Source organism: Dyadobacter chenwenxiniae, assembly GCF_022869785.1.
Taxonomy (GTDB): Bacteria; Bacteroidota; Bacteroidia; order Cytophagales; family Spirosomataceae; genus Dyadobacter; species Dyadobacter chenwenxiniae.
In genome coordinates this window covers 2,125,790-2,139,223 of record NZ_CP094997.1, presented here as the reverse complement: position 1 = coordinate 2,139,223, position 13,434 = coordinate 2,125,790, and the positions used below count along the sequence as shown (strand labels likewise).

Below are 13,434 nucleotides of genomic sequence, written 5' to 3'. Positions count from 1 at the left end.
GTGTTAATTTGAAAATGGTATATTATTATATACCTTTGCACCTAACACTTTGCTCACACTATCAATGAAATATTCAGAGTTTCACCGTATTGTACGGCGTAATGGCTGGGCGCACATAAGAACACGTGGCAGTCACTATATTTATGAAAAAGGTGATCAGCGTTATTCGATTGCTAACCATGGCGCGAAAGAGATGCCAGAAGGAACGAGATTAAGAGCAATTAAAGGAATGAACTTAGAACTAAGATGAAAAAGATCAGAGTTGTAATCGAGCGTAGCAAAGACTTCTATGGCGCATATTCAGAGAATGTCAATAAAATCAACGGAGGCGGGGAGACGATCGAAGATGTGAAAAAGTCGGTTCTAGAATGTATTGAGATCATCAAATCCTTTGACGACAGAAACATTCCTGCGGCATTGAAAGGCGAATATGAAATTATTTGGAAGTTTGACGTTGGGAGTTTTCTAAAATACTATAAAGGTATTTTCAGCCAGTCTGGCATCGCACGTCTGACGGGTATCAACGAAAAGCTTTTAAATCACTATGCCTCGGGTTTAAAAAAACCGAGACCAGCCCAGGCAAAAAAAATTGAAGCTGCACTGCACCAGTTGGGCAGTGAGCTTCTAGCACTGAAATTGTAATAAAACTTTTATTCACTAATCTCAATCTCAAACTTCGCCTCAAACTTTCCGCCAGCGGCGAGTTTGAGGATTCCTTCTTTCGTTTCAAAGTTTTGATCTGAATCAGCGCTGTCGGCGATGCCAAGCCAGGGTTCGATGCAAACGAAGTGGCCGCCAGGTTTGGCCCAGATTCCCAGATATTTGAAGTCGTCGTAATGAACGGTGATGACTTGAGACGACTTTATGCTGCGGAGACTGACTTGTTTTGAAACCAGATGTTTGAAGATCAGCGCGTCGTTGTCGAACAAGTGTTCGTTCAGATGCAATATATTGGTATTTTCCAAAATCGGCTTGGTAGTATTTCCTACTAAGCCGTTTTTTTCTAACAACCAGGTAGAATCGTTTTCGACGGCGTAGAATTCAAGATAATAATCTTCATAAACCTCGTCGACATGCAACGGGCATTTGAACGCAGGGTGTCCGCCGAGCGAAAACAACATTTCCTCAGTACCGTGATTGATCACTTCATGATTCACAATGACCCTGTTTTCTTTCAGGCTGTAAGTGACCAGGAATTCAAACTCAAACGGGTAAATTTCTAACGTCGTTTCGCTGAATTTTAGCCCAAAAGTCAGACTATCGGCCGTTTGATTGATCAATTTCACATCCGCATTATTCCTGATAAACCCGTGACGCGGCACCGCGTATTGCTTGCCTTGATAAGTGACAAATCCATTCTTGATCGCCCCGATGACTGGAAAAAGAACAGGAGCGTGGCTGGCCCATACATTCGGATCGGCATCCCATAAAAAGTCTTTTCCGGTTACGGTCGACTGGATTTGAATAAGTTCTGCGCCCGTTTCCTGGACCGCTATTTTCAAATGTTGATTTTCAATGGAGTAATTCATAAGTCTTATTCGTTCAAAACTGACAAAATAACGGCACAAGCTTCCCGGATCTGATCTTCGGTGATGGTAAGTGGCGGGGCAATGCGCATAGCATTGTCGCAGAACAAAAACCAGTCAGTAACAACGCCGCGTTCAATGCAGCGGTCGATGGTGTCTTTCAATTTCGCAAAAGATTCCATCTCCGCAGCGAGCATTAAGCCCCTTCCCCTTACTTCTTTGATCGCCGGATGGACTAATAATGATTTGAAAAGATAGCCTTTTGCATTGGCCGAGGCCGCTAGATTTTCATCTAACGTAACCTGCAATGCCGCTAGGGAAGACGCACAACTTACAGGATGCCCGCCAAATGTGGTAATGTGCCCAAGAATGGGATTGTTTTTAAAAACGCTCATGATTCTCTGGGAGGCCATAAATGCACCGATCGGCATTCCGCCACCCATTCCTTTGGCGCTGAGCAGAATATCCGGATACGTTCCAAATTGTTCAAACGCCCAAAATGAACCCGTACGACCATATCCGGTTTGAATTTCATCGAAAATCAGCAACGCGCCTGTTTCATTACACTTCTTCCTCAAAGCTGGAAAATAGGCGTCATCAGGCTCGCGCACACCGGATTCCCCACCAATGATTTCAATGACGACAGCGGCTGTTTTTTCTGTTATTTTTTCAATATCCGGAGAAAATCCATGCTGAATATTCGTTATACCCGGAAGCAACGGACGAAAGTTTCGTTTGAAAAATTCCGCTCCTGCTAGGCTCAAAGCACCCTGGGTTGCGCCGTGGTAAGCATTATAACATGAAACAAACCCATCGCGGCCAGTAAAGCGCTTCGCCAGTTTCATCGCGCCTTCGACCGCTTCCGCTCCCGAATTGGTAAAATAAACATTGTCGATTAAACCGTACGGGGATGGGTTTGCAGTTTCCACCCGTAATGTGTCCGTCAGTGCTTTCGCAAGCTGCACTTGCGTATTTTGCACGAATTCACCGTACACAAGCAAATGCATATGCTTTTCCAGTTGTTCGTGGATAGCAGCCAGTACCTTCGGATGGCGGTGACCTACATTGCTGACCGCAATCCCGGAAATCAGGTCCATATACCGCTTTCCATCCGCGCTGTACATATATACGCCCTCGGCTTTCTCAATTTCTAAGGCAAGTGGATAGTCAGATGTTTGGGCTAAATGATCAAAAAAATGTTGGCGGTGCGATATATGCATTCTAAATGTTAACTACTTTTTAAAAGTATTCTATTTATAAAATTTATAAAACATAACTTACTTTTCGAAAAAAGCGGCGCTGCCGCCAACCCAGGTGAAATCCTTGTTGAAGCGAACGCCGATCATTTCTCCGCGACTGAGCCGGCTCAATGAAACAAACAGTTCCGGCTTGTCGGCGTCGTCTTTCCAGCCATACATCATGCGGACTTCACACTTAACCAAACCGTCGGGCGCCTGAATGACCGGCTCGTACACCACTTTGCGCTGCAAAATATAATTTTCAGAATCTGACAAACCCATTAAATCTACTTCGGCAATGTGCAGCTGAACGCCGGAACCAGCGAACGAGAAAAGCGGTTTCAAAACATAATTCTCCAAGTCTGCTGGAAATTTACCCTCATAATCACTTACGAACTTTGTTTCCGGCACATATTCACTTTTGAGGAAAGGGATGGAAAATTTACTGATCCTGAAAAACCAGTTAGGATGCCCAGCCCAACTCACATTCACATCGTCGGTGAAATGATAGCTTGTTTCCAGGTCGGGATAATTCAGTAAATCATCGAATATAAGGCGATTATAGATTCGCTTCACTTGAATTTTACGACCGTCTTTTTCGTAATAGAGATCCCTTCCTTCTTTGATTAATTTGGTATAACAAACGGCTTTAATGCCAAGCATTGCTTCCGTAACCGCAAAGTCAACTCGTGTTTTCTGCTTTTCAGGGAAGATTTCCAATAAAATTACGTGCTCAGGATCTTCGCCTGCGAGGATCAATTCTTTCAGCTTCCCGACATATTCTTCATAAGAATCCGCGCCAAAGCTGTAACGGAAACTTTCAGGGATTTCAAAGTGCTTTTTGAAAGATTCGGACAAATAAGCCTGGTAGCCGAAAACAGAAGGAAATCCTTGCAGCTCAATCAGTTGTGGAGTTAATTCGCCTCTTTCATTTTTGCAAATCGCAAAGTCAATGGCCAAAAAAGAGGTGTGTTTGTTTTCATTCGGCACGTTTTGATCTGCCGGGACAGCCCGCGCTGTGTTACTCACAAATTCCGGAGAGCGCAATGTTTCAATGATCTGCTCTGACGCAATGTTGATTTTTTCGAGTAGTTCTTTTGGAACAAAAATCGGTGTTTCGGCCACTCGAAAATCCAACTGGCCTGGAAAATCCGTTTCGAAAGAATTTACAAACGCCTCGTATTTACTGTCCGTAAAAGATCGGTTAAATGCTTCGCGGGCTTGCTTATGCATAGGCAGGCAGAAAAGATTTATTCAAAGCATTTTTAAGAAAAGCCGGAATAACAACCGCTTCGGTCATCATAATTTTGTCCGGATCGTTCAAATGCGAGATCATATCATCGTATTTGGCCTGGCCGTGCGCTGCGACGATGCTGGTCTTTTTATCTTCGCGTAAAAAGTAGCGAAGCATTCCTTCCGCGTCCGCCTCTGGGTGAAACTGCGTTCCGACAATCTCCTTGGAAAAGCGGATTGCCATCACAGCGCGTTCCAGCGGAACGTGCGGCCTGATTTTTTCAAGACAAAGCAATTTTGCGCCCATATTTTCGAGCATAAATTGATTGGGCTGCGTAACCTGAAAATCGCGCGAATCCACAATCCAGAAAGGATCGCTTAATGCATTCAACAGCGCGTCTTTCCTGCCCGAAGCCGTTTTATGCACCGGAAACGTTCCGAATGAAGTTTTTCTACGTTTGCTGACACCCGCAAGTTGCCAGTGTATGCAAGCCATTTGAAATGAATGACAGATCAGGAAAAGATGCTTTTTTGTCTTATTATGCCGGTTCGCATTGAACTGGAATATTTGGTCCAAAAAATTAAAAAACTTCTTTTCCCAGCCCTCACCCATCGGCGAGGGATTTCCCGGGCCGCCCGTAGAAATATAGGCGTCGAAATTCAATCCCGGAACTTCCAGCTTTTGTCTGACATCGAAAATGGTGTATTCAACGGGCACCGACTCATTTTCACCAAATGCGGTAATGATTTTTTTGATACACCGCATTCCTTCATTCTCAAACCCGTCGTACATGTCCAGAATAGCAATCCGGAAATGTTTTTTGTCATCAATCATCTTTGAGGGCTGCCCGTTTCACGCGGACAGACGTTATATTTTGTTAGAATCTTGTAAATATTCTTAACAACCTGAGGCGCTTTAAGTTCGCACCGGGCTAAAAAATCGTCTTTAATCTAAACCGATTTTCGTCTCCGAAACGATATAATCTACCACGGCATTCATACTTCCAGTGCTTTCAAACACAGCCAATTGACGGTCCGCGCCCGTGCCCATGGCCATTATTTGATGAATGTAATCGATCTCTTTCCGGCTCCCCAGTTCGTCAACTACATCATCAATAAATTCCAGCAGCTCTACAACCAGCACATTGTACTCGACCTCCTCCTGTTTTCCGAAATCAATCAGCTTGCCTTGGATCCCGTAACGGGCGGCGCGCCACTTGTTTTCGTTTATCAGCATACGGTGATATGGCCTGAATGTCAGGTTCATGCGATGCAATTTGTGTATTTTGGCGACGAGCGCCTGCATAATGGCGGCCAAACAGATGGTTTCATCTGTTCGCATAGGCACGTCACACATGCGGAACTCAATGGTGTCAAAAAATGGATGCACACGAATGTCCCACCAGATCTTCTTGCCATTATCAATGCACTTGGTTTTGATAAGCAGATTGACGTATTCGTCATACTCAGCCGCGCTGGAAAAGGAATCAGGAATACCGGTTCTCGGGAATTTATCAAAAACCTTGGATCGGTATGATTTGAAACCCGTATTTCGGCCGCACCAGAAAGGCGAGTTGGTCGACAATGCATAAATGTGCGGCAAAAAATACCGGACCGCGTTCATGATCTGAATCGCCTCATCCCGGTTTTCGATTCCCACGTGCACGTGCAAACCGAAAATCAGGTTGCCACGTGCGACGTCGCGCATTTCATCGATGATTTCATCATAGCGCGGGTCCGGGGTGATGAGCTGTTCAACCCAGTCTGCGAATGGATGCGTTCCGGCTGCCGCAACCTGCAAATTTTGCTTTTCAGCCAGATCCAGAATCATTTTACGCAAGTAGGTAACTTCCTCCCGTGCTTCCTGAATGTTGTGACAAATGTTTGTTCCCACTTCCACAACAGCCTGGTGCATTTCTGCCTTCACCCGCTCTTTAAGCGTGATCTTTCCGTCCTCTACCAGCTTCGACATATGTGACCTCAGATTCCTCGTTACAGGATCAATGGTCTGAAATTCTTCCTCAATTCCCAGGGTGAATGTGGCCATAAAGCGTGCGTATGCTGTTTTATTACGATTTTTTTAATTTGGAGTTAGCTGCGGGCGCTTTCGTCACTGCCGCTTTTTTGGTTGGTATTTTTGGAGTCGGCTCACTGGGAACGGGCTGGTTTCCCTTATCCTCTACCAATTTCCCAGACTTTTTCGGCGTAACCGTTTTTACTTTTACTTCTTTCGCAGAAGCGGGGCCTGGCTCAGGCATATTGGCCGGAACAGGCGCAGCAGTTACTGCAGGCGCAGCAATTTCAACGGCAGGAGCCGCAGCGACAGTTGCTGGTTGTGCAGCTGGAATGCGCAATGCATCTTTTACAAATGTTCCCCAGGTTAAATTGGTTTGTCCGGGCACTTGTGCTTTTGCCCTTTCAATGGCCATATTCGCTGCTGCTTCTACAACCCATTCGAAATTATCACGGCCAACGGAATAAATGTCTGCATCCGGCGCTGGATTGCAAAAATCGATGGCGATAGGAATGCCATCCCTCACTGCAAACTCGACCGTGTTGAAATCATAGCCTAATGCAATGTTGAGCCTCAATGTGTAATCCCTGATCGTTTCCAGCAATTTTTCGCCTTCCTCACCTGTGGCCTTCATTTCGGCCGCATAACGCAAGTGATGCGGGTTTCTTGGTTCATAAGGCATAATCAGCACTTCTTTTTGCCCAATGCAATAGCAGCGGAAATAATCTGTAAACTCAATTTCCTCCTGCAACATCATCACCAACTGACCTGTTTCTTCGTGCTTATGCCACATATCATGCGGGTTTACCACTTTGTAAACGCTTTTCCAGCCACCACCATCGTGCGGTTTCATGTAAGCGGGGAAGCCAATGTATTGGAATATTTCTTCCCAGGCCATTGGAAAAGCCAGGTTACGGAAAGAGGTTTCGGAAGTATTTTCGGGACGCTCTTTTGAGGGAAGCAGAACGGTTTTAGGAACCGGAACGCCTATTTTTTCAGCCAATGCATTATTAAAGAACTTTTCATCAGCACTCCACCAAAAAGGGTTGTTGATCACCGCCGTTCCCGATATTGCGGCATTTTTAAGATATGCACGATAAAAAGGCACATCCTGAGAAATTCGGTCAATGATCACCGCGTATTCGGTTGGGTCGGCTTGCACTACTTTGTCAATCGTCACGGCTTCTGCGATGAAACCACTGTCTTTGCTATTGACTCTTTCAATAAATGCGTTTGGAAAAGTGTTTTCCATTCCAAACAAAATTCCAATTTTTTTCATATCAGGTTTCTGTTTTGTATTTACATGATGCGCGACAGGTAGTCCGGAAACATTTTGTTCCATAGTGGCCAGTCGTGTTTTTCCCAGCCTCTAATATCCAGCCAATGTTCGATGCCCTGGTCGTTCAGGATCCTGGACATCTTTAAATTGCTGTCGAGGCAAATGTCCCAGTCGGAAGTCCCCAGCACGATTTTCATGTGGCCATAACGCCAGCCTTGTTCGTTGGGCATGAAATCGACGGGGTTATTAAAATAAACCGTATCGTCGTAAAATCCGTCGGTAAAGCTGCGAATATCAAAGGCACCGCTCATACTGATCATATACGCCACCTGATCGGGATGTTTGAATGCGAAATTAGCCGCGTGAAAGCCGCCAAAGCTGCATCCGGCCACGCCGATCTTATCAACGTGACATTCACTTCTAATATAAGGAACCAGTTCGTTGCTCAGGAATTTGTCATACTGAATGTGGTTAAGCACCCTGTATTGCGGGTTTAAATGCTTGGCGTACCAGGAATCGGCGTCGATCGAATCAACGCAATAGATTTTGTATTTCCCGGATTCTACGAGCGAGCGAGCGGATTCGATCAGGCCCATGTCTTTTGCCTGGTAGTATCTTCCCAGGGTTGTAGGGAAAAGCAGCAGCGGATAGCCCCAATTGCCATAGACCAGCATGTCTACATTCCTGTCCAGATGATGCGAGTAATAATTGATATGCTTCTCTTCCAAACGGAGCTTTTTTTGTTTAATACCATTGATATTGAAATATACAAAACAAATTAAAGGAAGCAAATTATAGGCATTTATTAACTTGCAGGCTTTAATCGCATCCATTTCAACGAAGACATAAATTTGAGTTTCGCCGATAAGCCTGTCCTTCCTATCATAAAAAATGTATTTTCTATCTTCCTGGAAAGGGAAGCCGCTATTTCGGTAATTCTGCCGATTCACTATGATCCTTCGCTTTCCTATCCGCTGGTGCTGTTTAATGATGGGCAGGATTTTGAGGGATTGGGCATGGCGCAGATCGCTGCACGCTTGCAGGAAAGTGGCGCAACGATCCCGTTTCTGATCGCCGGCATCCATGCCAATGAAAACCGGATTTACGAGTATGGCGTTGCGGCTGAGGCCGATTATGCGGGCCGTGGAAACAGGGCGGGGGCGACCTCGGAGTTTGTTACCAAAGAATTGCTGCCATTTCTAAATGCAGAATATCATGTTTCGCAGGAGCACATTGTGTACGCAGGATTTTCTTTGGGAGGACTAATGGCTTTGGATATTGTCTGGAACAATCCGCAGATTTTTTCAAAAGCCGGGGTGTTTTCAGGCTCCTTATGGTGGCGGAAAAGGGCATTGCATGACGGCTACGACGATTCCGATCGCATTATGCACACGCAGCTGCAAAATGCTGACGAAAAGCCCGGCCTCCAATTCTGGTTCCAATGCGGATCATTGGACGAATACGACGACCGTGACGGCGACGGAGTGATTGATTCGATCCAGGATACGCTGGAATGCATCGCCATACTGGAGAAGAAGGGATATGCCTGGAACCGGGATGTGTTTTACAAGGAGGTTGCGTTGGGTGAACACAACCTGAACACATGGTCCGAAGCGCTTCCTGATTTTTTTAAATGGGCTTTTTCAGGAAAATAGAAAATTAGAATTTTGCTAAAAATGCCATGGTGTCAACCGCGTCGGCATAATCGGTCAATCCTGGTTCCTGCGTTTTGCCAAAGGGGATAAGCCCGGCAGTCGTTATTTCGGCATTTGTAACTACGCACTGGATTTTCTCAGCCTGTTCCTTTAATGGTGCTTCAACGTCGGAAAGTGATTCATATGTTTCGTAATGCAGCACACTGATCGCCGAAACCAATGCTTTGCTTTCCGTAAGCAACAGGAAACCGTTGTCGTAATGCGGCACCCGGTTTACCAGGAAAATGGACTTGTTGTATTCGTAGTTGTTAAAGTATTTGTGGTGATGCAGATACGTCTTGTCCAGGTCTTGAATGGATTCGTAAAACTTGGTAAAATCATATCCGGCCGGGACAAAAAGCTTGGAAACATTGCGGCATCCCAGACCAAAATACTGTAAGGCATCCCGGCCAAGCGCCGCCAGTTCATCACTGCTTTCACTGCCTGTCAATACGGCGACAGACGTCCGGTTTTTTCGGATAATGTTGGGTTTTTTGGCAAAATAATAATGGAAATAACGTGCAGTGTTGTCGCTACCGGTTGCAATGTAAGCGTCCGCATCATTCAGGCGCTCAACGAAACGAATGTGTTCTTCAAGCCCTGGTTCGATATCCACAAGCTTATTGAGCAGTGCTTGGATGAGCATTTGGTCATCAGAGCTGGGTTTTGCCAACAATATATGTCCGCTGACGAGGACCGACAATGCGTCATGAAATCCGACAGCCGGAATGTTCCCGGCCATTACAACGCCTATTTTTTGTGAAGAAGCAGGTTCGGGATATTGCGCAGCCCAGGCATTGAGCTTGTCTGCATTTAAAAATTGATGAGCAAGCGCGTTAAGCGATCGGGCGACATTTTCGGGTGTAAACCAGTTGTTTTTGCTATTAGCGCGGGCGATCCATTCTTCAATTATCGGCTCGCTTTGAGGGTTTGTGATGAATTTTCCAAGATTTATAAATGCATTTATCCGCTGTGCTCTCGATATCATTCTGACTGAACGCTGAAAAGTTAAATTAGGTATTCGTTTTTATTTTTCTGATTGCCGGGAAACTATAAATAGTTATATTTGTTACTCTAAACAGAAGAAATAGCAACAAATATAAACAATCCGGCGATATGGCTATAATGATAACCGATGAATGCATAAATTGTGGGGCGTGCGAGCCAGAGTGCCCTAACACAGCAATTTATGAAGGAGGTGTTGAGTGGACCTGGGGTGATGGTACAAGTCTGGACGAGGTGGATTTTGGCGATGGGACCATTGTAAGTGGTAAGGAAAAACAGTCACCAGTTTCCGATGAATTCTATTATATCGTATCAGATAAATGTACAGAGTGCGTAGGTTTCCACGAAGAGCCTCAATGTGCTGCGGTTTGTCCTGTTGATTGCTGCGTTCCGGATCCTGATAATGAAGAGGAGGAAGATACATTACTTGCGAAAAAAGCATGGATGCATGGTGAATAAAACCTGCTAGCCAAATAAGATTTTGAGCCCCGCCAACAGCGGGGCTTTTTTTGTGCCTCTATAAATCCGTAAATGTCATTATAATAATAAAATTTCTTAATAATTGCGGCGATAAGCTGTTTAGGAAATTTTGTATAAACTGATTTACACAAAATTAAAAATTTTAAACAAAAAATGTCAAAACGCCATATTTATGTTCATAAAACAATAAAATAGAGTATAAAAAAATGAAAATTGTGTTTTTTAATATAAAATTCAGCTTAGATATTTGATAAATACAATTTATGTACAATATTTGATCCAGTAATACAGCCGGAAAGTAATATTAACTTAAACAGAATATAATTATGAAAAAAGTCTATTGTACAGTATTATCTTTAATGGTTCCTTTTTTGGGTTTTGCAAAGTCGGAGGAGGACAAAAAGGCCGTTAAAGCAGATACAACAGTGGTTACCGAGGTGAAGGACGAAGATGATGCCAAAGGTGCATTTGCGTTTTCCGGCTATCTGGACTCTTATTACATGGCTAATTTCAATAAACCTGCGTCGCGTTCTAATATGGGTGGAAGCAACGCACGTGTATTCGATCAGCGCTCAGGTCAGTTTTCCCTTGGATTGGTTCAGACAAAAGTGGCTTACACCAACGCGAAATCAGAAGCTGTGGTTGATTTGACATTCGGGCCTAACGCCAACATGGGTAACTATGGTAATGCATTGTTTAGCACCGCACTCGCTATCAAGCAAGCTTATTTTACTTACAAATTCACGGACAAGTTTTCGATGACCGCCGGACAATTCGGAACAAACATCGGATATGAAGTGATCGACGCACCGGCCAACTTCAACTACTCCCTATCAAACTTATTTAACAATGGCCCATTCTACCATGCTGGTTTGAAAGCAACTTATGCTTTTTCAGACAAAGCTTCCTTAATGGTAGGCGTTGTGAACAATGTTGACGGATTAGGAGATAACAACCGCAAAAAGGGGATTATCAGCCAGCTTTACTTCCAGCCAGTCGCAAACTGGAATGTATATGTGAACTATATTGGAAGCAACGAAGCAAATCCGGATACAGTTACTTTCAAAGAGCCGTCTGCTTTCTATCAGGTTTTTGACCTTACTACAAGTTTCCAGATCACTGAGAAATTCCTGCTTGGATTGAATGCTGCATACGGAAGCCAAAAAGGAGATTATCAAGGTTACGGCGGGCCTACTGACACCGAAACATGGGGCGGTGTAGCTGTTTATGCCAACACGGCATTAACAGACAACTTCGCAATCGGTGCGCGTTACGAATACTTTAACAATGACAGCGGCGTTCGCGGTTTACTAACACCAGCCGGTCAGGGAACAAGTGTTAATTCAATCACTTTAACAGGTAACATCAGCCTTGCCGACGGACACATCCTGGTTAAACCTGAATTCCGTCTGGATGCCTATCCAAAAGTAAGCGGTGCAGGCGAAGCGCAGCAATTTGAAGATTCTGATGGCGAGTGGACTAAAAACAGCCAGACGACTTTCGGACTTGCATTTATTTACAAATTCTAATTTTCAATCACATACCTTCTTAATCTACCTATAATAACTATTTACTACAATGGAAAAACGTAACTACATTCCACTGATTATCCTGCTCGTAATCAGTATTCTCGGTGCCTTCATCCCCAATGTTCCGACTCAGATCGTAACGGAGGGCATCAATTCCGGTGATACCGCCTGGTTACTGGTGTCTGCTGCCCTGGTTTTGCTTATGACGCCGGGTCTGGCTTACTTCTACGGCGGAATGGTGAATAACAAAAACGTTATCTCGACAATGCTTCAGAGCTTCATCGCAATGGGCGTTATCAGTGTCCTTTGGGTTGTTATTGGTTTCAGTCTTGCATTCGGTGATGACATCGGCGGATTTGTGGGTAACCCAATGACGCACTTCATGTTCAAAGGCGTTTTGGACGGGCCGGTTTGGGGAACAATTCCTTTCGCTCTTTTTGCCATGTTCCAAATGAAGTTCGCGGTGATCACACCTGCGCTTGTAACGGGTTCAATGGCTGAGCGTATCAACTTCCGTTCTTACGTGTTGTTCATCATCTTGTTCTGCGTATTCATTTACTCACCACTGGCGCACATGACGTGGCATGCAGATGGTATCCTTTTCAAAATGGGTGTGCTTGACTTTGCAGGTGGAACGGTTGTTCACATGTCTGCGGGCTGGGCTGCTTTGGCCGGTGCACTTTACCTGAAAAGACGTAAGTCATTAACAGAAGATCACGTATTGCCTCCTGCTAACATTCCTTTCGTTCTTTTGGGAACAGGTTTGCTTTGGTTCGGTTGGTTCGGTTTCAACGCAGGTTCGGCACTTTCAGCTTCTCCATTGGCAGTTTCTGCTTTCGCTACGACGAACACTGCTGCTGGTGCCGCTGGTCTTTCATGGGTTTTGTTTGATGTTGCAAGAGGCAAAAAGGTGTCAGCACTTGGTTTCTGTATTGGTGCGGTTGTAGGTCTTGTGGCTATCACGCCTGCTGCCGGTTTCGTAACGGTTCCTGCATCTCTTTTCATCGGAACGATCGCTGCTGTGATCAGTAACTACGTTGCTCACCTGCGCACACGTTCTACATTGGATGATACATTGGACGTATTTCCTTGCCACGGTGTAGGCGGTATGGTTGGTATGTTGATGACGGGTGTATTTGCAACAAGCGGTGTTAACTCACTGGTTACGGATCAAGGTCTTGCTTTCGGCGAAACAACATTGTTCATCAACCACGTAATTGCTTTGGTAGGTGTGTCTGTTTTCGCATTCGGTGGTTCATTGCTGCTGCTTAAAATCACAGATCTTATCTTGCCACTTCGTGTATCTGAATTGGATGAGAAAGCTGGATTGGATATCAGCCAGCACGATGAGTTTCTTATAGAAGCGTAATTTTTCTCAACGTTATATAAAAGCAAAGCCCGGAATGTTCCGGGCTTTGCTTTTATAAATTCATTTA

At 44.7% G+C, this 13,434-nt stretch carries 14 protein-coding genes; 6 read left to right on the top strand and 8 right to left on the bottom strand.

The window, feature by feature from the left end; translation table 11 throughout:
• Positions 1 to 64 precede the first annotated feature (64 nt).
• Together MUK70_RS31120 and MUK70_RS08805 are read left to right on the top strand one after the other, a co-directional pair.
• On the top strand, positions 65 to 250 hold the full coding sequence (locus MUK70_RS31120) for a type II toxin-antitoxin system HicA family toxin (RefSeq protein ID WP_374759721.1): 186 nt from the start codon (positions 65 to 67) through the stop codon (positions 248 to 250).
• Positions 247 to 642 carry a type II toxin-antitoxin system HicB family antitoxin gene (locus tag MUK70_RS08805; RefSeq protein WP_234655835.1) on the top strand — a complete coding sequence of 132 codons (396 nt, stop codon included), beginning with the start codon at positions 247 to 249 and terminating at the stop codon, positions 640 to 642. The genes MUK70_RS31120 and MUK70_RS08805 overlap by 4 nt, the downstream gene beginning before the upstream one ends.
• Positions 643 to 650: 8 nt before the next feature.
• Here the strand turns inward: MUK70_RS08805 and MUK70_RS08800 are convergent, their stop codons facing one another.
• From MUK70_RS08800 to MUK70_RS08770, 7 genes are all read right to left on the bottom strand, one after another.
• Positions 651 to 1,529 carry an aldose 1-epimerase family protein gene (locus MUK70_RS08800; protein WP_234655836.1) on the bottom strand — a complete coding sequence of 293 codons (879 nt, stop codon included), beginning with the start codon at positions 1,527 to 1,529 and terminating at the stop codon, positions 651 to 653.
• A 5-nt stretch (positions 1,530 to 1,534) separates the two neighbouring features.
• Positions 1,535 to 2,746 (bottom strand): aspartate aminotransferase family protein, encoded by a 1,212-nt coding sequence (locus MUK70_RS08795; RefSeq protein ID WP_234655837.1) that lies wholly within the window; start codon positions 2,744 to 2,746, stop codon positions 1,535 to 1,537.
• Between the two features lie 57 nt (positions 2,747 to 2,803).
• The gene (locus MUK70_RS08790; protein ID WP_234655838.1) at positions 2,804 to 3,997 is read right to left on the bottom strand and encodes a hypothetical protein; all 1,194 of its coding nucleotides are present in this window, start codon (positions 3,995 to 3,997) and stop codon (positions 2,804 to 2,806) included.
• Entirely contained in the window at positions 3,990 to 4,832 is an 843-nt protein-coding gene (locus MUK70_RS08785) for a type 1 glutamine amidotransferase (RefSeq protein WP_234655839.1), read from the bottom strand. Before MUK70_RS08785 ends, MUK70_RS08790 begins: the two co-directional genes overlap by 8 nt.
• Positions 4,833 to 4,943: 111 nt before the next feature.
• Positions 4,944 to 6,044 carry a carboxylate-amine ligase gene (locus tag MUK70_RS08780; RefSeq protein WP_234606762.1) on the bottom strand — a complete coding sequence of 367 codons (1,101 nt, stop codon included), beginning with the start codon at positions 6,042 to 6,044 and terminating at the stop codon, positions 4,944 to 4,946.
• 22 nt (positions 6,045 to 6,066) lie between these two features.
• Positions 6,067 to 7,290, bottom strand: a complete 1,224-nt coding sequence (locus tag MUK70_RS08775) for an ATP-grasp domain-containing protein (protein ID WP_234655840.1) — start codon at positions 7,288 to 7,290, stop codon at positions 6,067 to 6,069.
• Positions 7,291 to 7,310: 20 nt separating this feature from the next.
• Complete coding sequence (locus MUK70_RS08770; protein ID WP_234655841.1) at positions 7,311 to 8,018, bottom strand: esterase family protein; 708 nt, start codon at positions 8,016 to 8,018, stop codon at positions 7,311 to 7,313.
• Positions 8,019 to 8,141: 123 nt separating this feature from the next.
• Between MUK70_RS08770 and MUK70_RS08765 the strand changes: the two genes are divergently transcribed.
• The gene (locus tag MUK70_RS08765) at positions 8,142 to 8,945 is read left to right on the top strand and encodes an alpha/beta hydrolase (RefSeq protein WP_234655842.1); all 804 of its coding nucleotides are present in this window, start codon (positions 8,142 to 8,144) and stop codon (positions 8,943 to 8,945) included.
• A gap of 4 nt (positions 8,946 to 8,949) precedes the next feature.
• On the opposite strand, the gene MUK70_RS08760 is transcribed toward MUK70_RS08765, so the two are convergent.
• On the bottom strand, positions 8,950 to 9,972 hold the full coding sequence (locus MUK70_RS08760; RefSeq protein WP_234655843.1) for an acyl-CoA reductase: 1,023 nt from the start codon (positions 9,970 to 9,972) through the stop codon (positions 8,950 to 8,952).
• A 128-nt stretch (positions 9,973 to 10,100) separates the two neighbouring features.
• On the opposite strand from MUK70_RS08760, the gene MUK70_RS08755 reads away from it, so the two are divergent.
• From MUK70_RS08755 to MUK70_RS08745, 3 genes are all read left to right on the top strand, one after another.
• Positions 10,101 to 10,448 carry a 4Fe-4S binding protein gene (locus MUK70_RS08755; protein ID WP_082216484.1) on the top strand — a complete coding sequence of 116 codons (348 nt, stop codon included), beginning with the start codon at positions 10,101 to 10,103 and terminating at the stop codon, positions 10,446 to 10,448.
• Positions 10,449 to 10,795: 347 nt separating this feature from the next.
• On the top strand, positions 10,796 to 11,998 hold the full coding sequence (locus tag MUK70_RS08750; RefSeq protein WP_374759045.1) for a porin: 1,203 nt from the start codon (positions 10,796 to 10,798) through the stop codon (positions 11,996 to 11,998).
• 49 nt (positions 11,999 to 12,047) lie between these two features.
• Entirely contained in the window at positions 12,048 to 13,367 is a 1,320-nt protein-coding gene (locus tag MUK70_RS08745) for an ammonium transporter (RefSeq protein ID WP_234606767.1), read from the top strand.
• Positions 13,368 to 13,434 lie beyond the last annotated feature (67 nt).

Excerpts from the sequence above, each read along its gene's own strand:
- MUK70_RS31120 (WP_374759721.1), top strand. The coding sequence starts at position 65 with ATGAAATATTCAGAGTTTCACCGTATTGTACGGCGTAATGGCTGGGCG.
- MUK70_RS08805 (WP_234655835.1), top strand. The coding sequence starts at position 247 with ATGAAAAAGATCAGAGTTGTAATCGAGCGTAGCAAAGACTTCTATGGC.
- MUK70_RS08800 (WP_234655836.1), bottom strand. The coding sequence starts at position 1,529 with ATGAATTACTCCATTGAAAATCAACATTTGAAAATAGCGGTCCAGGAA.
- MUK70_RS08795 (WP_234655837.1), bottom strand. The coding sequence starts at position 2,746 with ATGCATATATCGCACCGCCAACATTTTTTTGATCATTTAGCCCAAACA.
- MUK70_RS08790 (WP_234655838.1), bottom strand. The coding sequence starts at position 3,997 with ATGCATAAGCAAGCCCGCGAAGCATTTAACCGATCTTTTACGGACAGT.
- MUK70_RS08785 (WP_234655839.1), bottom strand. The coding sequence starts at position 4,832 with ATGATTGATGACAAAAAACATTTCCGGATTGCTATTCTGGACATGTAC.
- MUK70_RS08780 (WP_234606762.1), bottom strand. The coding sequence starts at position 6,044 with ATGGCCACATTCACCCTGGGAATTGAGGAAGAATTTCAGACCATTGAT.
- MUK70_RS08775 (WP_234655840.1), bottom strand. The coding sequence starts at position 7,290 with ATGAAAAAAATTGGAATTTTGTTTGGAATGGAAAACACTTTTCCAAAC.
- MUK70_RS08760 (WP_234655843.1), bottom strand. The coding sequence starts at position 9,972 with ATGATATCGAGAGCACAGCGGATAAATGCATTTATAAATCTTGGAAAA.
- MUK70_RS08755 (WP_082216484.1), top strand. The coding sequence starts at position 10,101 with ATGGCTATAATGATAACCGATGAATGCATAAATTGTGGGGCGTGCGAG.
- MUK70_RS08750 (WP_374759045.1), top strand. The coding sequence starts at position 10,796 with ATGAAAAAAGTCTATTGTACAGTATTATCTTTAATGGTTCCTTTTTTG.
- MUK70_RS08745 (WP_234606767.1), top strand. The coding sequence starts at position 12,048 with ATGGAAAAACGTAACTACATTCCACTGATTATCCTGCTCGTAATCAGT.